The organism is Pseudomonas sp. BN102 (assembly GCF_029871245.1).
Lineage (GTDB): Bacteria > Pseudomonadota > Gammaproteobacteria > Pseudomonadales > Pseudomonadaceae > Metapseudomonas.
Window position 1 is genome coordinate 44,807 of the sequence record NZ_SSON01000077.1, and the last position, 17,497, is coordinate 62,303.

The 17,497-nt window shown below is 64.6% G+C and carries 15 protein-coding genes and 1 other RNA gene; 8 read left to right on the forward strand and 8 right to left on the reverse strand.

The window, feature by feature from the left end; genetic code table 11:
- Nucleotides 1–50: 50 nt before the first annotated feature.
- A complete protein-coding gene (gene fur, locus E8F12_RS24260) occupies nt 51–455 on the reverse strand; it encodes a ferric iron uptake transcriptional regulator (RefSeq protein WP_028629993.1) in 405 nt (134 codons plus the stop codon).
- 98 nt (nt 456–553) lie between these two features.
- On the opposite strand from fur, the gene E8F12_RS24265 reads away from it, so the two are divergent.
- Nucleotides 554–1,081: an outer membrane protein assembly factor BamE gene (locus E8F12_RS24265; RefSeq protein ID WP_280327748.1), complete on the forward strand. Its 528-nt coding sequence runs from the start codon at nt 554–556 to the stop codon at nt 1,079–1,081.
- A gap of 54 nt (nt 1,082–1,135) precedes the next feature.
- Here the strand turns inward: E8F12_RS24265 and E8F12_RS24270 are convergent, their stop codons facing one another.
- Together E8F12_RS24270 and E8F12_RS24275 are read right to left on the reverse strand one after the other, a co-directional pair.
- Nucleotides 1,136–1,456 carry an RnfH family protein gene (locus E8F12_RS24270; RefSeq protein ID WP_280327749.1) on the reverse strand — a complete coding sequence of 107 codons (321 nt, stop codon included), beginning with the start codon at nt 1,454–1,456 and terminating at the stop codon, nt 1,136–1,138.
- Nucleotides 1,449–1,883, reverse strand: coding sequence for a type II toxin-antitoxin system RatA family toxin (locus E8F12_RS24275; RefSeq protein WP_280327750.1), 435 nt, complete (start codon nt 1,881–1,883; stop codon nt 1,449–1,451). Before E8F12_RS24275 ends, E8F12_RS24270 begins: the two co-directional genes overlap by 8 nt.
- Nucleotides 1,884–2,036: 153 nt before the next feature.
- Between E8F12_RS24275 and smpB the strand changes: the two genes are divergently transcribed.
- Nucleotides 2,037–2,516, forward strand: coding sequence for an SsrA-binding protein SmpB (gene smpB, locus E8F12_RS24280; RefSeq protein ID WP_280288761.1), 480 nt, complete (start codon nt 2,037–2,039; stop codon nt 2,514–2,516).
- 40 nt (nt 2,517–2,556) lie between these two features.
- Here the strand turns inward: smpB and E8F12_RS24285 are convergent, their stop codons facing one another.
- Nucleotides 2,557–3,324, reverse strand: a complete 768-nt coding sequence (locus E8F12_RS24285; protein WP_280327751.1) for an FCD domain-containing protein — start codon at nt 3,322–3,324, stop codon at nt 2,557–2,559.
- 323 nt (nt 3,325–3,647) lie between these two features.
- Here E8F12_RS24285 and E8F12_RS24290 point away from each other — a divergent pair, with 323 nt between their 5' ends.
- The 5 genes from E8F12_RS24290 (at nt 3,648) to E8F12_RS24310 (ending at nt 10,378) form a co-directional block, all read left to right on the forward strand.
- On the forward strand, nt 3,648–5,333 hold the full coding sequence (locus tag E8F12_RS24290) for a lactate permease LctP family transporter (RefSeq protein WP_280327752.1): 1,686 nt from the start codon (nt 3,648–3,650) through the stop codon (nt 5,331–5,333).
- Between the two features lie 75 nt (nt 5,334–5,408).
- A complete protein-coding gene (gene lldD, locus E8F12_RS24295) occupies nt 5,409–6,554 on the forward strand; it encodes an FMN-dependent L-lactate dehydrogenase LldD (protein ID WP_280327753.1) in 1,146 nt (381 codons plus the stop codon).
- A gap of 58 nt (nt 6,555–6,612) precedes the next feature.
- Entirely contained in the window at nt 6,613–9,426 is a 2,814-nt protein-coding gene (locus tag E8F12_RS24300; RefSeq protein WP_280327755.1) for an FAD-binding and (Fe-S)-binding domain-containing protein, read from the forward strand.
- A 263-nt stretch (nt 9,427–9,689) separates the two neighbouring features.
- Complete coding sequence (locus tag E8F12_RS24305; protein ID WP_280327756.1) at nt 9,690–9,968, forward strand: hypothetical protein; 279 nt, start codon at nt 9,690–9,692, stop codon at nt 9,966–9,968.
- Nucleotides 9,969–10,132: 164 nt separating this feature from the next.
- Nucleotides 10,133–10,378: a hypothetical protein gene (locus E8F12_RS24310; protein ID WP_280327757.1), complete on the forward strand. Its 246-nt coding sequence runs from the start codon at nt 10,133–10,135 to the stop codon at nt 10,376–10,378.
- A gap of 14 nt (nt 10,379–10,392) precedes the next feature.
- On the opposite strand, the gene E8F12_RS24315 is transcribed toward E8F12_RS24310, so the two are convergent.
- Nucleotides 10,393–13,311 carry an ATP-binding protein gene (locus E8F12_RS24315; protein ID WP_280327759.1) on the reverse strand — a complete coding sequence of 973 codons (2,919 nt, stop codon included), beginning with the start codon at nt 13,309–13,311 and terminating at the stop codon, nt 10,393–10,395.
- A 141-nt stretch (nt 13,312–13,452) separates the two neighbouring features.
- Between E8F12_RS24315 and ssrA the strand changes: the two genes are divergently transcribed.
- Nucleotides 13,453–13,827: a transfer-messenger RNA gene (gene ssrA / locus E8F12_RS24320) on the forward strand.
- Between the two features lie 118 nt (nt 13,828–13,945).
- On the opposite strand, the gene E8F12_RS24325 is transcribed toward ssrA, so the two are convergent.
- The 3 genes from E8F12_RS24325 to E8F12_RS24335 all read right to left on the reverse strand — a co-directional run bounded on the left by E8F12_RS24325 (nt 13,946) and on the right by E8F12_RS24335 (nt 17,268).
- Nucleotides 13,946–14,701: an SDR family NAD(P)-dependent oxidoreductase gene (locus tag E8F12_RS24325; protein WP_280327760.1), complete on the reverse strand. Its 756-nt coding sequence runs from the start codon at nt 14,699–14,701 to the stop codon at nt 13,946–13,948.
- 205 nt (nt 14,702–14,906) lie between these two features.
- Nucleotides 14,907–16,232 (reverse strand): acetylornithine deacetylase, encoded by a 1,326-nt coding sequence (locus E8F12_RS24330; protein ID WP_280327761.1) that lies wholly within the window; start codon nt 16,230–16,232, stop codon nt 14,907–14,909.
- A 10-nt stretch (nt 16,233–16,242) separates the two neighbouring features.
- Nucleotides 16,243–17,268, reverse strand: coding sequence for a ring-hydroxylating dioxygenase ferredoxin reductase family protein (locus E8F12_RS24335; protein ID WP_280327762.1), 1,026 nt, complete (start codon nt 17,266–17,268; stop codon nt 16,243–16,245).
- Between the last annotated feature and the right edge of the window lie 229 nt (nt 17,269–17,497).

Here is a 17,497-nt window from a genome sequence, read left to right on the forward strand (position 1 = left end):
AGGAACGAAAAAGGCGACCTCGAGGGTCGCCTTTTTCATGCAAGCGGAATTTACTTCTTCTTGCGTACGTACAGCACCAGATTGTGGTCGACCAGCTCGAAGCCACGCTCCTTGACGATCTCCTTCTGGCGCTTTTCGATTTCCGGATCGAAGAACTCGATCACCTCACCGGAATCCACGCACACCATGTGATCGTGGTGGCCGCTGTCAGCCAGCTCGAACACGGCATGGCCGCCGTCGAAGTTGTGGCGCACCACCAGGCCAGCCGCCTCGAACTGGGTGAGGACCCGGTAGACGGTAGCCAAGCCGACATCCTCGCCGGCTTCCATCAGCGCCTTGTAAACGTCCTCCGCGCTCATGTGGCGTTGCTCGGTGGAGTCGAGCATCTGCAGGATCTTGACCCGAGGCAAGGTCACCTTCAGGCCGGCTTTACGCAGTTCGTTGTTTTCAACCATGGTCAGCTTTCTCGAGGAATGCGGCTTTCGCAGCTTCCCTTAATGCAGGTATGATCGGGCTTTTAATGCCCAGCCAAGATAGTGGAAGTCTCCCACCGATGCAAAACACCAAGCTCCTGCTGACCAGCCTCACTTTCGCAGGCTTGCTCGCACTCGCCGGTTGCTCGTTTCCCGGGGTCTACAAGATCGACATCCAGCAGGGCAACGTCGTCACGCAGGACATGATAGACCAGTTGAAGCCCGGAATGACCCGACGTCAAGTGCGGTTTATCATGGGCAATCCGCTGGTCACCGACACCTTCCACGCCAACCGCTGGGATTACCTCTACAGCATCCAGCCGGGCGGCGGTCAACGCCTGCAGGAACGTGTCAGCCTGATGTTCGACAGCAACGACCAACTGATCGGCTTGGCCGGTGACTTCATGCCCGGCGTGAGCCGTGACGAGGCGATCCTGGGCAGCGAAGGCAGCACCACAGAGGCCAAGCCGGACCAGCCTAAAGAACAACCCAAGACCGAAGAGCCGCCGGCACCGGGTTCGCTCCTGGAGAAAATCCAGAAGGAAGTGGACGAAGTGGAGACCGTGCCGGTACCGACTCCGGAACCGCTGGAAACCTCGCCGCAGTAAATACGCTGCAACAAAAAAGCCCGGGCTGGTCCCGGGCTTTTTCATGGGCGACGTTCAGGTATCCCGTTCTCCGGCGCGCGCCTGTGCCGCCCTCGCCGCGCGCAGTTTGCGCACTTCCTTGGGGTCGGCAATCAGCGGCCGGTAGATCTCCACGCGATCGCCCTCCTCCAGCAGTCGTTCCTCAGGCTTGGCCAGCGCCTTGCCGAAGATGCCGAGCGGACAGTTGGCCAGGTCCAGCTCCGGGAACTGCGCCTCCAGGCCGGAGCGCAATACCGCTTCACGGGCATCTATCCCGCTGGGCAGGGTCAGGCGCAGGAGCTGTTGGCTGTCGGCCTGGGCGTAGACCACCTCGACCTGGATCACGTCCTCAGCCATAGAGCTGCTTCGCCCGCTTGCAGAAGGCGTCCACCAGGGTATTGGCCGCCTGGTTGAACAGCGGCCCCAGGGTCGCCTTGATGATCGGGCCCGCGTAGTCGAAGCGCAGGTCCAAACTGATCTTGCAGGCCTTGTCGCCCAGCGACTTGAAGTGCCAGATACCATGCAACTGGGTGAACGGCCCCTCTTCCAGGTTCATCTCGATGGTCTTGCCATGGTCCAGCTTGTTGCGGGTGACAAAGCGCTGGCTGATGCTGCCCTTGGCCAATTCGAGACTGGCGAGCATGTAGCTCTCGCTCTCCTCCATCACCGTGGCCGCCGAGCACCAGGGCAGGAATTCCGGATAGCGCGCCACATCGTTGACCAGGTCGTAGAGCGCCTGCGCGGGGAATGGCAACAGGGCGGAGCGCTGGATATGCGTGGTCATCTTGGCCTCGAACGGGGATCCGATCCGCGCCGCTCGGGCATGCTCGGGGTCGGACTGGTCAAAAAAGTGCCGCATTGTCGAGGATTCATCGACGTCGCTCAAGCCTACGCCGCCGTAGCCGCGCCGTCTGCGACTCCCTATAATGCGCCGCCTATGGCTAAGCAAAAGAAACATCCCCAAGGCACCATCGCCCTCAACAAGAAGGCGTTGCACGACTATTCCATTGAACAGAAGTTCGAAGCCGGGCTGGCCCTCGCCGGCTGGGAAGTGAAGAGTCTGCGCGCCGGCAAGGCACAACTGGTGGACAGTTACGTGCTGCTCAAGGACGGCGAAGCCTGGCTGCTGGGCAGCCACATCACCCCACTGAAGACGGCCAGCACCCACGTGATTGCCGATCCGGTGCGCACCCGCAAGCTGCTGCTGCACAAGCGCGAGCTGGGCAAGCTGTTCGGTGCGGTCCAGCAGAAGGGCTACGCCTGCGTGGCGCTGTCGGTCTACTGGAAGAAGCACCTGATCAAATGCGAGATCGCCCTGGCCAAGGGCAAGAAGGAATTCGACAAGCGTGCCACGGAGAAGGAGCGCGACTCCGACCGCGAGATCGCGCGCGCCATGCGCACCAAGGGCAAGGAATAGGCCCACCCAGAAAAACGCCGGGCACTGCCCGGCGTTTTCGTCAGAGCCCCTGGCGCCGTTGTGAGCGCGCTAACCGCTGGGCTTCCAGCTGCGACTCTTCCAGCACTTCCTGGACGTACTGGATATGCCGGTGGGAAATCTCCCGGGCCTCCTCCGCCCGCCGCTCGATGATCGCCTCGTACAACGCCCGATGCTGCTGGTTCAGCATGTCGCGCGTTTCACTGCGCTGCAGGTACATGCCACCGATATTGGTCACCACGTTATGCCTGAGCAGGTCGAAGAGGCCGCGAATGGTGTGCAGCAGCACGGCGTTATGGCTGGCTTCGGCAATGGCCAGATGGAAGCGCGCATCCGCCGCGCCCTCCTCTGCCCGGCTCGCCTTGCTGCCCGGCGCGTAGCAGGCCCGCAGGGCCTCGAAGGCCTCGGTCAGGCGCTCATGGTCCACCTCGGTCGCCCGCTGCGCCGCGTAGTAAGCGCAGGAGCCTTCCAGGGTATGGCGAAACTCCAGCAGGTCGCGCTGGGCCTCGGGATTGCTTTCCAGCAGCTGCAACAGCGGGTCGCTGAAGGTGGCACCCAGCTCGGCGGCCACATAGTTGCCGCCGCCCTGGCGACTGACCAGCAGCCCCTTGGCCACCAGCTTCTGGATTGCCTCGCGCAAGGATGGCCGCGACACGCCGAACTGCTCGGCGAGTGCACGCTCGGCTGGCAGCCGTTCACCCGCCTTCAAGGTGCCCTCGAGAATCATTGACTCCAGCTGGCTGACGATATCGTCCGACAAACGGCGCTGACGTACCTGACCGAATCCCATAGCTCTACCCACCCTCTCACGCCACCCCGGGCGGCCTTCTGACACGGCGCCTGCGGCGCGCGACGCGGCAGCCTAACCAGCGCGCCAGCCGCACACAAGAAGCACGCCTTCCGTCTGCCGCTCGACCAAAGTCGCAACGCGGCAAATTGACACAAGGATACTCCGGCTTTTACCCTGAGCCGTCGCTTTTGTAAATTGGTCTTACCAATCTTATCGACAAGCATCGCCGACTCGGTCTTCGCCTGCCGCCACGCCACGAGCGCTGCGGTTTTGCCCGATCCGGCTAATCCGGCACTCCAAAAACAATTAGGAGCCACCCCAAGATGCAAACCTGGCAGCAGCTCTACACCCCCCTCGGCAGCCTCGGACTGTCGGCGCTCGTCGCACTGATCCCCATCGTGTTTTTCTTCCTGGCACTGGCGGTGTTCCGCATGAAAGGCCACATCGCCGGCACCATCACCCTGGCGCTGTCGATCGCAGTCGCCATCTTCGCCTTCCAGATGCCCGCCGACATGGCTTTCGCCGCCGCCGGCTACGGCTTCGCCTATGGTCTCTGGCCAATCGCCTGGATCATCGTGGCGGCGGTGTTCCTCTACAAACTCACGGTCAAGAGCGGCCAGTTCGAGGTGATCCGCAGCTCGGTGCTGTCGATTACTGACGACCAGCGCCTGCAGGTGCTGCTGATCGGCTTCTCCTTCGGTGCCTTCCTCGAGGGCGCGGCCGGCTTCGGCGCACCCGTGGCCATTACCGCCGCCCTGCTCGTCGGCCTCGGCTTCAACCCGCTCTACGCCGCAGGCCTGTGCCTGATCGCCAACACCGCGCCGGTGGCCTTCGGCGCCCTGGGCATCCCGATCATCGTCGCCGGCCAGGTGACCGGCATCGACGCCTTCAAGATCGGCGCCATGACCGGCCGCCAGCTGCCGTTTTTGTCGATCATCGTGCCCTTCTGGCTGGTGGCCATGATGGACGGCTGGCGCGGCATCAAGGAAACCTGGCCGGCAGCCCTGGTGGCCGGCGCCAGCTTTGCCGTGACCCAGTACTTCACCTCCAACTTCATCGGCCCGGAACTGCCCGACATCACCTCCGCCCTGGTGAGCCTGGTGTCCCTGACCCTGTTCCTCAAGGTCTGGCATCCCAAGCGCGCCGAAGACGCCCAAGTGGTCGGCGTATCCGGCGGCGCAGCGGTGATGGGTGGCTTCGGCGGCCCGCGCAGCACCACCCCCTCGCCCTACGGCTTCGGCGAGATCCTCAAGGCCTGGTCGCCCTTCCTGGTCCTCACCGTGCTGGTGACCATCTGGACCCTGAAGCCCTTCAAGGCGATGTTCGCCCCGGGCGGCGCACTGGAGCAGTTCGTCTTTTTGTTCGCCATCCCGCACCTGGACCAACTGGTGATGAAAGGCGCGCCGATCGTCGCCGCCGCCACCGCCATCCCGGCCGTGTACAAGTTCGACCCGGTATCGGCCACTGGCACCGCGATCTTCTTCTCGGCGCTGATCTCCATGGCCATCCTCGGGATCCACATCAAAAAAGGTCTGACCACTCTCAAGGAGACCTTCGTCGAGTTGAAGTGGCCGATCCTCTCCATCGGCATGGTGCTGGCCTTCGCCTTCGTCACCAACTTCTCTGGCATGTCCACCACCCTGGCCCTGGTCCTGGCCGGCACCGGCGCGGCGTTCCCGTTCTTCTCGCCCTTCCTCGGCTGGCTGGGCGTGTTCCTGACCGGCTCGGATACCTCCTCCAACGCCCTGTTCGGCTCGCTGCAGGCCACCACCGCACACCAGATCGGTGTCAACGACACCCTGCTGGTCGCGGCCAACACCAGTGGTGGCGTGACCGGCAAGATGATCTCGCCGCAGTCCATCGCAGTCGCCTGCGCCGCCACCGGCATGGTCGGCAAGGAGTCCGACCTGTTCCGCTTCACCCTGAAGCACAGCCTGATCTTCGCCGCCATGGTCGGCCTGATCACCCTGGCCCAGGCCTACGTGTTCACCGGCATGCTGGTGCACTGACGGTCCCTCCGTGCTGCGCGCTGGCGCAGCACGGCCCCTTTTCGCCGCCCTCAAGCCCTGAAACGGTTCGAATCCATGATCATCTCTGCCTCCACCGACTACCGCGCCGCCGCCCAGCGCAAGCTGCCGCCCTTCCTGTTCCATTACATCGACGGCGGCGCCTATGCCGAGTACACCCTGCGCCGCAACATCGACGACCTGGCCGGCATTGCCCTGCGCCAGCGCGTGCTCAGGAACATGTCCGAGCTGAGCCTGGAGACCAAGCTGTTCGACGAGACCCTGTCCATGCCCGTGGCGCTGGCCCCGGTCGGCCTGACCGGCATGTACGCCCGGCGCGGTGAAGTGCAGGCGGCCAAGGCGGCGGCGGCCAAGGGCATTCCCTTCACGCTGTCCACCGTCTCGGTCTGCCCGATCGAGGAAGTGGCGCCGGCCATCAACCGGCCCATGTGGTTCCAGCTCTACGTGCTGAAAGACCGCGGCTTCATGAAGAACGCCCTGGAACGTGCCAAGGCCGCGGGCGTGACCACCCTGGTCTTCACCGTCGACATGCCGGTACCCGGCGCCCGCTACCGCGACGCCCACTCCGGCATGAGCGGCCCCAACGCGCCGCTGCGCCGCATGTTGCAGGCCATGACCCACCCGACCTGGGCCTGGGACGTCGGCCTGCTCGGCAAGCCCCACGACCTCGGCAACATCTCCACCTACCGCGGCAACCCCACGGGCTTGGCGGACTACATCGGCTGGCTGGGCGCCAACTTCGACCCGTCGATTTCGTGGAAGGACCTGGAGTGGATCCGCGATTTCTGGGACGGCCCCATGGTGATCAAGGGCATCCTTGATCCGGAAGATGCGAAGGACGCGGTGAAATTCGGCGCCGACGGCATCGTCGTCTCCAACCATGGCGGCCGCCAGCTCGACGGCGTGCTCTCCAGCGCCCGCGCCCTGCCGGCCATCGCCGATGCAGTGAAGGGCGAACTGAAGATTCTCGCCGACTCCGGCATTCGTACCGGCCTTGATGTGGTGCGCATGCTCGCCCTCGGCGCCGACACCGTGATGCTCGGCCGCGCCTTCGTCTATGCCCTGGCCGCTGCCGGTGGCGCCGGTGTGAGCAATCTGCTGGACTTGATCGATAAGGAGATGCGCGTGGCCATGGTGCTCACCGGCGCCAAGTCCATCGGCGATATCAGCGCCGACTCGCTGGTACGCGAACTCGGCCGCTGACCGGCCGCCCTAACCCCGGCGGGCCGCCCGCGACCCGCGACAACAGACGGGACACCACATGAGCCTGCCGATTCCTTTCCTCAACACCGTCGAGAGCCTCATTCCCCGCGAGCGGCGCTTCGACGATCCGCTGTCCACCCTGGCCTTCGGCACCGATGCCAGTTTCTACCGACTGATTCCAAAGCTGGTGATCCGCGTGGAGAGCGAAGCCGAAGTCATCGCCCTGCTGAAAGCCGCCCACGCCGAACTGGTGCCGGTGACCTTCCGCGCCGCCGGCACCAGCCTCTCCGGCCAGGCCATCAGCGACTCGGTGCTGCTGGTCCTGGGTGACAACTGGAACGGCCGCGACATCCGCCAGGGCGGCGCCCAGATCCGCCTGCAGCCCGGTGTGATCGGCGCCCAGGCCAATGCCTGGCTGGCCCCCTTCGGCCGCAAGATCGGCCCCGACCCGGCCTCGATCAACGCCTGCAAGATCGGCGGCATAGTCGCCAACAACGCCAGCGGCATGTGCTGCGGCACCGCACAGAACAGCTACCACACACTCGCCGGCCTGCGCCTGGTGCTGGCCGACGGCACGCTGCTGGACACCGAGGACCCGGCCAGCGTCGCCGCCTTCCGCCACAGCCACGGCGCCCTGTTGGCAGAACTGGCCGAACTGGGCCGGCAGACGCGCGCCAATACCGAGCTGGCTGCGAGAATCCGCCACAAGTACCGCCTGAAGAACACCACCGGACTGTCCCTCAACGCCCTGGTGGACTACGACGAGCCGCTGGATATCCTCAGCCACCTGCTGGTTGGCTCAGAAGGCACCCTGGGTTTCATCGGCGCGGTGACCTATGACACGGTTCCGGACCACCCGCACAAGGCCAGCGCGCTGATCGTCTTCCACGATGTGGAAAGCTGCTGCAAGGCCGTCACCCTGCTGAAGAGCCAGCCGGTATCGGCGGTGGAACTGCTGGACCGCCGCAGCCTGCGCTCGGTGGAGAACAAGCCCGGCATGCCCGAATGGGTGAAAGGCCTGTCGGCCAACGCCTGCGCCCTGCTGATCGAATCCCGCGCCGCCAGCCAGGGCCTGCTGCACGAACAGTTGGGGCAGATCATGGCGTCCATCGCCCACTTCCCCCTGGAGCAGAAGGTCGACTTCAGCGAAGACCCGGTCGTCTACAACCTCCTGTGGAAGATCCGCAAGGACACCTTCCCCGCCGTCGGCGCCGTGCGCCAGACCGGCACCACCGTGATCATCGAAGACGTCACCTTCCCCATCGAGCAGCTGGCCGAGGGCGTCAACCGCCTGCTGGCACTGTTCGACAAACACCAGTACGACGAGGCGATCATTTTCGGCCATGCCCTCGAGGGCAATCTGCACTTCGTCTTCACCCAGGGCTTCGACAGCCCCGACCAGGTGGCCCGCTACGACGCCTTCATGCAGGACGTGGCGCAGCTGGTGGCGGTGGAATTCGGCGGCTCGCTCAAGGCCGAGCACGGCACTGGGCGCAATATGGCGCCCTTCGTCGAGCTGGAATGGGGCACCGACGCCTACCAGCTGATGTGGCGGATCAAGCGCCTGCTGGACCCGCGCGGCATCCTCAACCCCGACGTGATCCTCAGCGAAGACCGCGACATCCACCTCAAGCACCTCAAGCCACTTCCCGCCGCCGACGAGATAGTCGACAAGTGCATCGAGTGTGGTTTCTGCGAGCCGGTCTGTCCCTCCAAGGGCCTGACCCTGAGTCCGCGCCAGCGCATCGTGATCTGGCGCGATATCCAGGCCAAGCAAAGGGCCGGAATCGACACCACTGACCTGGAGCAGGCCTACCAGTACCAGGGCATCGACACCTGCGCCGCCACCGGCCTGTGCGCCCAGCGCTGCCCGGTGGGCATCAACACCGGCGACCTGGTGCGCAAGCTGCGAGCGAAGGACGCCCACCACGCCGGCAGAGCCGACTGGCTGGCCGGCCACTTCGCCACAGCCCTCAAGGGCGCGCGCCTAACCCTGAAAGTCGCCAACGGTGCGCGGCGCTTGCTAGGCGCGCCATTGCTGGCGAAAACCTCCGGCGCCCTGCGCCAGCTCTCCGGCAATCGCCTGCCGCAATGGACGCCCGCCCTACCCCAGGCCGTGGCGCCCATCCACTTCATTCCGCCGACCGACGACAACCGTCCGCGCGTGGTCTACCTCGCCGCCTGCGTGTCCCGCGCCATGGGCCCGGCCGCGGGTGACCGCGAGCAGGTGCCGCTGATCGACAAGACCCGCATGCTGCTGGAAAAGGCCGGTTACCAGGTAGTGTTTCCGGAGAAGCTGGACAGTCTCTGCTGCGGCCAGCCATTCGCCTCCAAGGGCTATGCCGAGCAGGCCGAAAGCAAGCGGCGGGAATTGGTGGGTGCCCTGCTTGCCGCCAGCCGCGGCGGCCTCGACCCCATCTACTGCGACACCAGCCCCTGTACCCTGCGCCTGGTGCAGGACGGACTGGATGAGCGCCTGCAATTGTTCGACCCGGTGCGCTTCATCCGCAGCCACCTGCTGGAACGCCTGGAGTTCACGCCCCAGGACAAAGCCGTGGCCATCCATGTCACCTGCAGCACCCAGCACCTGGGCGAAGCCCAGGGGCTGATCGATATAGTCCGGCGCTGCACCCGCGAGGTGGTGATCCCGGAAGGCATCCACTGCTGCGGCTTCGCCGGCGACAAGGGTTTCACCACTCCGGAGCTGAACGCCCACTCGCTGCGCTCGCTGAAGGACGCGGTGCAATATTGCGAGGAAGGCGTCTCCACCAGCCGAACCTGCGAGATCGGCCTTTCCCAGCACGGCGGCATCGACTATCACGGGCTGGTCTACCTGGTGGACCGCGTCACCCGGCCCAGGGCCGGGATCTAGCCCACAGTCTGGGGCACAGCATTGTGGGGGCGAATTCATTCGCTGACCGGACCGACAGGTCCGGCCGAAGAGTCCAACGGGGGCGCTGCGCGCCCCTTCGCGAATGAATTCACCCCCACAGGCACTTGCCACCACTGGGCAAAAAACCTGAACCCCCCTCTCGACAGGGCAGTCCACCCCCATAAGCCCGGCCAAAGGCCCTGGCTTATCCGTCTCGGACGCAAAGGCCCCGAGTGCCGAAGAAATCGAGAGGAGACACCCTCATGAAACGTACTGCGCTGTTGTTCACCGCCGCCCTGCTGGCCTCGCCCGTGTTCGCTGCCGACGACCTGTGCACGGTCAACCTGCAGAAACTCAACGATGCCTTGGCCACTAACACCACCATCAGTGACCCGATCAAGCAAGAAGTCCAGGACCTGCGCATGAAAGCCGAACAGGCCCAGCAGGCTGGCGACACCGAAGGCTGCATCAACGCCAGCTCGCTGGCCCTGCAGCGCCTGCAACAACCCGGTACCGAAGGCGGTAGCGGCGAATCCACCTGATGCACCTCGCCCGCTGACCGACCAATCCCGGGGAAGTACCTGTGGGAGCGAACTCATTCGCGAAGGGCCGCGACGCGGCCCCGTTCCCCGGGTCCCGTCCAATCCGGCACAAGGCTGTAGCTTTCCTATACTGCTCAACGGTCAATCCGAAAAGGAGGTCTCACATGCGCCGAATTGCCGTTTTCCTAGCCGCCGCCCTGCTCAGCGCTCCGCTTCTCGCCTCGCACTGTCCAGCGGACATGGCGAAGATCGACCAGATCCTGAAGACCGATCCACCCGCCGACCCCGCCGTACTCGAGCAGGTGAAGAAACTCCGCGCCGAAGGCGAGGAGCTTCACAATTCGGGTGACCATGCCGAGTCCGAGAAAGTGCTGGGCGAAGCCCTGGGCCTGCTGCAGTCCAGCGAGTAATTCCCTGGACCTGGTCAGGCTTCCTGGCCGAGCAATGAGAGTGCCATCCGGCGGACCTGTTTGAGGTCCACCGGTTTGCTCAGGCAAGCGTCGGCCCCGCGCCGACGCGCCTCGGCGAGGAGTTTTTCGTCCACCGCGGCGCTCACCACCAGCACTGGCATCATCGCCAGGCGCGGGCTGGAGCGCACGAAATCGAGCACATCCAGGCCGTCGCCGTCAGGCAGGTCAAGATCCAGCAACAGCAGCGCGGGGGTGATGTCCGCCAGCAGTCCCAGCGCCTTCCCCACCGACCCAGCACCCCGCACCTCGGCCATTTCGCGCAGACCTTCCTGCAGGACCTTCAGGCAGGCCGGGTGATCCTCCACGCAGAGCACCTTGGGCAATGCCGGCGGCTCCTCCGTCTCGGGTTTGACCGGCTTGGGCGGCTCGAAGTCCTCGGACACGGTGACGCTGGGCAAGTCGATCCAGAAGCGGCTACCGATATCCGGCGCACTGCTGAAGCCCATCTCGCCGCCCATCAGTTCCGCCAGTTCGCGGCATAGCACCAGGCCGATACCGGTGCCGGGAATGGTGGAATTCTCCCGGCCCAGGCGCTGGAAGGGCTGGAACAGCATGGCCTGCTGCTCCCGACTGAGGCCCGGGCCGCTATCGGCCACCCAGAGCCGCACCGCGGCAGGCCGCACCTCGTACCCCATGCTGACCATGCCTTGCGGACTGTTGTACTTCACCGCGTTGGACAGAAGGTTCAGGACCACCTGGCGCAGGCGTCGGGCGTCGGCCATCACCAGCAACGGCGGCGACGGTGGCGGCATCTGCTGCAGCTGCAATTGGCGCGCCTGCAGTTCCGGCTGGATCAGTTCACCGCAGCTGGCCAGCAGCGGGCCGATATCCACAGGCTTGAGCTGCAACTTCTGACGGCGGTTCTCGATGCTCGACAGGTCGAGGATGTCGTCCACCAGCGAGGTAAGGTGGCGGCTGGCGTTGACGATCTCCTGGGCGTAATCGCCCTCCACCTTGCGCTCTTCCTGCCCTTCAGCCTCCAGGGCGATCAGCTGGGCGAAGCCGTTGATCGCGTTGAGCGGCGTGCGCAGTTCGTGGCTCATGCTGGAGAGGAAGCGGCTCTTGGCCTGGCTCGCTGCCTGGGCCTCGCGGCTGGCGACGCGCAGCTCTTCTTCCACCTGCTTGAGCCGGGTGATATCCACATGGGTACCGGCCACCCGCAGGGCGCGCCCGTCGGAGTCGCGCTCCAGCACCTTGCCGCGGCTGAGCAGCCAGGCGTAACGACCTTCGACATCGGCGAAGCGATACTCGGCGTCGAAATTGTCCTGGTCGCTGACCGAGAACAGCATGCGCAGGCGGCGCACGCGCTCCACGTCGTCCGGGTGCACGCGCTCGATGAATTCGGAGAAGGTGATGTTGTCGCTGCGCAGCCCGAAGCGTTTGACGAAGCGCCCGCTCATCTTGATCGACAGGGTGATGGCATCGACTTCCCAGAGGCTTTCCGTGGTGCTTTCCAGCACCAGGTCGAGATTGCGCCGGGCTTCCAGGCGCTCTTCCTCACTGGCCTGCAATTGCGCGCCGCTGAGCTGCACCGCCTCGGCCAGGGCCTGGAGTTCGGCGATGCGGCTGCTCGGTGCCGGCGGGCGGAAGTCGCCCTGGCCGATGCGTTTCATCATGCCCATGATGCCGGCCATGGGCGTGGCCAGCTCGCCGCTGAGACGCCGCGAGCGGGACCACATCCAGGCGAAGAACAGTGCATAGAAGAAGCCCAGACCAGCGATCAGCAGATAACCGATCTGCTGGTAGCGCGAGGCGAGACGGTTGGTTTCCTTGAAGATATTGGCCTCGTCCACCACCATCATCAGCCGCCAGCCGGTCTGCGGGATCTCGCTCCAGGCCACCAGCTGCTTGCGCCCGCCGAGCTCCACTTCCTGCACATTACCCTTGCCCGCGGCCATGGCCTCCAGCAGCGGCTGCATCTCGCGGTGGCGGGCCAGGTTGAAGTCCTCGGGCTTGAGCACCTCGCGGCGCACCGCCTCGTCGTAGGAGAAGCGCGTCAGCTCGCGCAGGCCGAAATCACGTTCCCCCGCCTCCGGCAGTGCCATGATGCTGTGGTCGCGGCTCACCAGCATGGCGTAGCCCTGCCAGGGCACCTTGAGGCTGCCGATCTCGCCGAGCATCTGCCCCACGGTGATATCCAGGCCCACCACCCCTTCGAGGAAGTCACCACGATAGACCGGGGTGATGGCCGACATCATCCAGCCGAGGCCGGCCGGGTCCAGGTAGACATCGGTCCACATCGTCTTGCGCTGCGGATTGTGCTTGGCGTCGGCGAGGTAATAGAAGTTGTAGTTGGGTATCACCATGTCATGGGGATACTGCTCGGGCGTCATGAAAAACGGGAAGATGCGGTTGTAGCTGTCCCAGCTGTTGAAGTAGACCGCCGCCACCAGCGGGTTGGATTCGCGTATGGAGCGCATCAGCGGGTCGACCTGGGACAGCCGCAGGGCCTTCTCGTGGTCCTGGCGCTCCAGCGGCGTGCTGCTGGCATAGAAGGACGCGGCGCGGCCGTCGTCGCTGCGGGTGTAGTAGACGCCGTCGGAACTCAGCACATGGCGCTGACGCTCAAGCTCATCGGGCCTGAAGGTCCGGTCCTGCAGCGCCCGGCCCACCGCGTCGCGGAACAGCCGCGTAGGCACTTCGATGCCCTGCAGGCGCATGTCGATCACTTTGCCCTCGCGAAGCACGGCACTGCTCAGATCCTCCAGCGCGCTTTGCTGCAGGTAATCGACCTGGGCATCGCGGATTGCGCTGTTGGTGAGCAGATAAGCCGTGATCAGCACCGATTCGACCAGAATCAGCGGTATCAGGGCACTCTGTACGAAGGCACGCCAGATCCACTGGCGCAAGGGAGTTCGGGCGGAACGCGGCATGGCGACGTCTCAGCGCAAAGGTCTTCCTGACAATAGCCTGCAATCATATCGCAAGCACCCATGACGTTAGGTCAAAAGCGAGGTCGACGCTGCCCCGTCTTATGCCGTAGACTAGACCCCGTTGTACACCCTGCAGTTCTTGGGGCCGATTAGGATTCGACGCCGGTAACAAAACTCTAGGGGCATGCCGAGCTGGTAGCAGACCTCGTAAATCAGCTGCTGCAAACTATTAGTTGCCAACGACGACAACTACGGGGCGGCCCTCGCGGCCTAACCCTTCTGGCGGCTTCGGCTGCCAGCAGTCATAAGGGGATGCCTGTAAACCCAAAATGACTGTCAGATAGAACAGGATCGCCGCCAAGTTCGCTGTAGACGTAACGGCTAAAACTCATACAGCTCGCTCTGAGCACCCTGCCAGTCGGGCCGCAAAGAGCTAACTCAGTAGACTTGGCTAAGCATGTAGTCCCGAAAGCGGAGAGCTGGCGGACGGGGGTTCAAATCCCCCCGGCTCCACCAAAACCCAAAGCCCCTGAAGATCCTGGATCTTCAGGGGCTTTTTTCATGGGCATTGATATTGTTTCGACCTGGCCGCTCCGCGCTGTGCAGGGCAACTTCACCAGGGCGGGCGATGCACCTACTCGGCGCACATTCCGCCGTCGACCGACAGGGTTGCGCCAGTCACGTAGGAAGACTGTGCCGACAGCAACCACAGCACCGCTGCGCTCACTTCATGTGGCTGGCCGATGCGATGCATCGGTACAGCATCGTCGTACAGATGGTCGTCGCAGCCCGTGACACGGTCATAGCTCGGCGTCTTGATCGGGCCGGGGCAGATGGCGTTGACCCGGATCCGGCGCTGCGCATAGTCCAGCGCGGTGGCCCGAGTGGCGCCGACGATGCCGTGCTTGGCAGCGATGTAGCCAGCCGCCCGAGGCATTCCCTTGAGGCCGAAGATCGAGGCGTTGTTGACGATGCTGCCACCGTTGCCCAGCATCGCCGCAGCCTCGTATTTCATCATGTACAGCATGCCTTTCAGGTTGACGTCGATGACTTCGGATAGCTCATCGGCCGGGGTCTCGTGCAAGGCATTGAACGCATGCTGCAGGCCCGCATTGTTGAAAGCGCCATCAAGCCGGCCGTAGCGCTCCAGAGCCAGGGAAACCAAGGCGGCGCAGTCGGAGGAGCAGGACACGTCGGTCCTCAGGAACAGCGCTTCGCCGCCCGTTGCGGCAATTTCCTCGACAACCGCCTCTCCAGCTGCGGCACTACGGTTGCCCAGCACCACCCGGCTCCCCGAGCGGGCCAGGGCCAGGCATACCTCACGACCGATGCCACTGCCGCCGCCCGTGACGAGAATCACCTTGTCGCGCAATTGAAAGTCCGTTTGCATTCATCAATCTCCATTGGGGTCGTGCGCCGTTACCGGATTCCGTGGCCGCTCGCTGCCCACGATGCGATCCAGGAACAGGTCACATAAGCACCGGGCGAAGCCTGGCACGTCATTCCAATCGGGCAGGCCGTGGCCAACGAGCAGGTCCTGCTCTTCGCGAGTCAGGAGTCGCAAGGGAGCGCGCATCGACCACCTCTTTTGCGTCTCAAAGGCCAAGCTCACGGCGCGGCCGGGTCAGGGTGTCGATCAGTGCGTACATGATCTTCTTCGCACAAGGGATCAGGTCGGGGATGTAGGTCGCGCCCATCCCGCCCAGCCCCTCGGCGACCGGCAGTGGCGCGCCCTGCGCCGGCCAGGGCCAGCCGATCCTCGCAGTCGGCACGCCGAAGCGGCGCAGGGCTGCACCGTCGGTCTGCCCGCCCAGCAGGTCGGGAACGCCGTGCGGGCGCCTCTCGATATGCTCCCAGCCCCGCTTGCAGGATTGCACGATCCAGTTCTGCGGGTCCGTGGTGCCGCCAGGCACCGAACCGTACATTTCCCAGTCCAGCACCAGCTCCGGACGCTGCGCCTGTAGCTGGCGGACGAACTCGGCGAACTGTGCCTTGACCTCGCCGGGGGAGGTGCGGGGGTTGATCCGTACATCGAAGAAAATTTCGGTCAGTGCTCCGGGGAAGGCCGGGCGCTCCGGATCGCCGGCGCGGACCCCGGCAATCCAGCCATGCGGCTTGACCACCCCGGAGGTATTGCGCTCGGCATAATCGATGATCCACTGCTCCAGCTCCTGGATCACCGTGGCGGCCGGCACCACCGAGCTGCGGAAGCCCGGCGTGCCACGCGGCACGCCCGCGTAACCGAGGGTGCCGTGCACGCGCAGCTTGAACCAGCCCATGCCCGGCTCTTCGTGGTAGACCCAGTTCCAGGGCTTCATGACGATGGCGAAATCCGGCGCGGCACCACGGCTGAGCAAATGCACCACGCCGTTGGACATGCCGGACTGCTGGCGAGCGGAGACATCCACCGGCATACCGCCGTCGGCCGCGCCCACCAGCAGGTCGCCGATCAGCGGGACCTCGGCCTCGATAAGCGCGGTGGCCACTTCGGTGAGCGTGGCGAGCATGCCCTTGGGATTCGAAGCCCCCAGGCCGAACACCCAGTCGTCCATCATCTGCGCCGAGGTCTGCATATCCGCCTCGGTGGCTTCGCCGGTGAGCAGCTTCTCGGCTTCATCGCATTCCAGATGGGTATCGATCGGCGCATAAAGCAGCACGCTGGCACCACCACCACTACCGCGCAGCTCGCCCAGCACGTTACCGCTGGTGAAATTCATGGGCTGATAGCGCGCGGCCATGCCGATTTGTCGCAGATGGGCGGCCATGTACTCACTGGCCGCGCGGGCAGCACCAGTCGGGCTGTGAATATCGGTGATGGCGTAGAGCAGGTGCTGGAGGCGCTTGGGATCGATCTTCGCGCAGGCCTGTTCGTACCATTTCATCTGCTCCGCGGAAAACGGCATTGGGGTGGTCGGTTGCATGGAGAGTTCCTTAGTTACTGGCGACGAACTGTTCGGCGAAGATGTTGCCGGGGTCGACCCCAAGCTCGATCAGGCGCGCGGTGGCGGCATCGATCATCGGTTGCGGACCGCACAGGTACGCGACTGTGTCCGGGGTCACATCCCCTTCCCGCAGGGCGCTCACCGGGCTGCCATGGTGGAGCCCTTCGCGCGGCTCGCGGTCCACGCAGATACGGGCCTCCAGACTCGGTAGCCATTGCTGGCGCAACTCGATCTCGTCGAGACAGAACAAGGCATCCGGGTTTGCGCATCCGAAGCTCAGCAGCATCGGAGGCTTGCGTCCGCCACCCTGACGCAGGGCGTCGATCATCGACAGGATCGGCGCCAGCCCAGTGCCGCCAGCGACGAAGATGTGCGGCACGCGGCGCTTTTCCTCACGCAGGAAGAAGGCGCCATAAGGGCCGGAGAGCGTCAGCACATCTTCGGCCGCGGCTTTCTCTTCCAGGAAACTGGACATCGCCCCGCCGGGCAGCAGGCGGATGAGAAACTCCAGCCTGGGCAGGTCAGTGGCCGTGCTCGACGGCGAGTAGCTGCGTACCGCGCCGTACCCTGGCACTTCGATCTGCATGAACTGGCCCGGACGGAAGTCCAGCGTGTCACCGTCAGCCAGTTCCACGGTCAGACGCATTACGTTGCTGGCGATGCGCTCCACTGAGTCGACGAATACGTGCACCGGCCGGGCGACGCTGGACCCGACCTCACTGCCGTAACCCAGCTCGAAGGTGCAATCGGACTGCGCCTGGCACAGGCACAACAGGCGCTGTCCGGCCGCGTACTCGCTGGCCAGCAGGGTCGAACTGGCACCGGAGCGGGTATGCGCTTCGCCCCCGGACAGCTGGGCGATGCAGCTCGAGCAACTGCCCGAACGGCACTGGTACAGCAGGGGAATTTCCGCTTCGAGAGCGGCGTCGAGAATGCTGGTATTGCCAGCGACGCTGAGACTGCGGCTGACGCCGTCGGCAAAGTTGAAGGTGACTTGATGCAGGATGTCGTTCATGAAAGTTGGCTCCGTACAGGCGTCGAATCCCAGCGGACCTGCCGGCTGGGCTGAACATGGCCCGATCTTAGGAATCCCCTCCCCCAGCCGCGCTCCCATGGCGGTGGGGCTTATCCCGGGAGCGCATATTCCTCAGGCAATCCGTGAGGCCTCCCCCAAAGGTTGTATGCGGAATTGTGGGGAAAGCGTGTTCGCACTGGGTTGGCAAGTTTGTGTGAGGGTCTTTTCC

What these genes read in the sequence shown, in the direction of transcription:
- E8F12_RS24300 (WP_280327755.1), top strand. Translation starts at nt 6,613, where the DNA reads ATGAGCCTGCCGATTCCTTTCCTCAACACCGTCGAGAGCCTCATTCCC.
- E8F12_RS24305 (WP_280327756.1), top strand. Translation starts at nt 9,690, where the DNA reads ATGAAACGTACTGCGCTGTTGTTCACCGCCGCCCTGCTGGCCTCGCCC.
- E8F12_RS24290 (WP_280327752.1), top strand. Translation starts at nt 3,648, where the DNA reads ATGCAAACCTGGCAGCAGCTCTACACCCCCCTCGGCAGCCTCGGACTG.
- E8F12_RS24265 (WP_280327748.1), top strand. Translation starts at nt 554, where the DNA reads ATGCAAAACACCAAGCTCCTGCTGACCAGCCTCACTTTCGCAGGCTTG.
- E8F12_RS24330 (WP_280327761.1), bottom strand. Translation starts at nt 16,232, where the DNA reads ATGCAACCGACCACCCCAATGCCGTTTTCCGCGGAGCAGATGAAATGG.
- E8F12_RS24325 (WP_280327760.1), bottom strand. Translation starts at nt 14,701, where the DNA reads ATGCAAACGGACTTTCAATTGCGCGACAAGGTGATTCTCGTCACGGGC.
- E8F12_RS24285 (WP_280327751.1), bottom strand. Translation starts at nt 3,324, where the DNA reads ATGGGATTCGGTCAGGTACGTCAGCGCCGTTTGTCGGACGATATCGTC.
- E8F12_RS24270 (WP_280327749.1), bottom strand. Translation starts at nt 1,456, where the DNA reads ATGGCTGAGGACGTGATCCAGGTCGAGGTGGTCTACGCCCAGGCCGAC.
- E8F12_RS24310 (WP_280327757.1), top strand. Translation starts at nt 10,133, where the DNA reads ATGCGCCGAATTGCCGTTTTCCTAGCCGCCGCCCTGCTCAGCGCTCCG.
- lldD (WP_280327753.1), top strand. Translation starts at nt 5,409, where the DNA reads ATGATCATCTCTGCCTCCACCGACTACCGCGCCGCCGCCCAGCGCAAG.
- fur (WP_028629993.1), bottom strand. Translation starts at nt 455, where the DNA reads ATGGTTGAAAACAACGAACTGCGTAAAGCCGGCCTGAAGGTGACCTTG.
- smpB (WP_280288761.1), top strand. Translation starts at nt 2,037, where the DNA reads ATGGCTAAGCAAAAGAAACATCCCCAAGGCACCATCGCCCTCAACAAG.
- E8F12_RS24275 (WP_280327750.1), bottom strand. Translation starts at nt 1,883, where the DNA reads ATGACCACGCATATCCAGCGCTCCGCCCTGTTGCCATTCCCCGCGCAG.
- E8F12_RS24335 (WP_280327762.1), bottom strand. Translation starts at nt 17,268, where the DNA reads ATGAACGACATCCTGCATCAAGTCACCTTCAACTTTGCCGACGGCGTC.
- E8F12_RS24315 (WP_280327759.1), bottom strand. Translation starts at nt 13,311, where the DNA reads ATGCCGCGTTCCGCCCGAACTCCCTTGCGCCAGTGGATCTGGCGTGCC.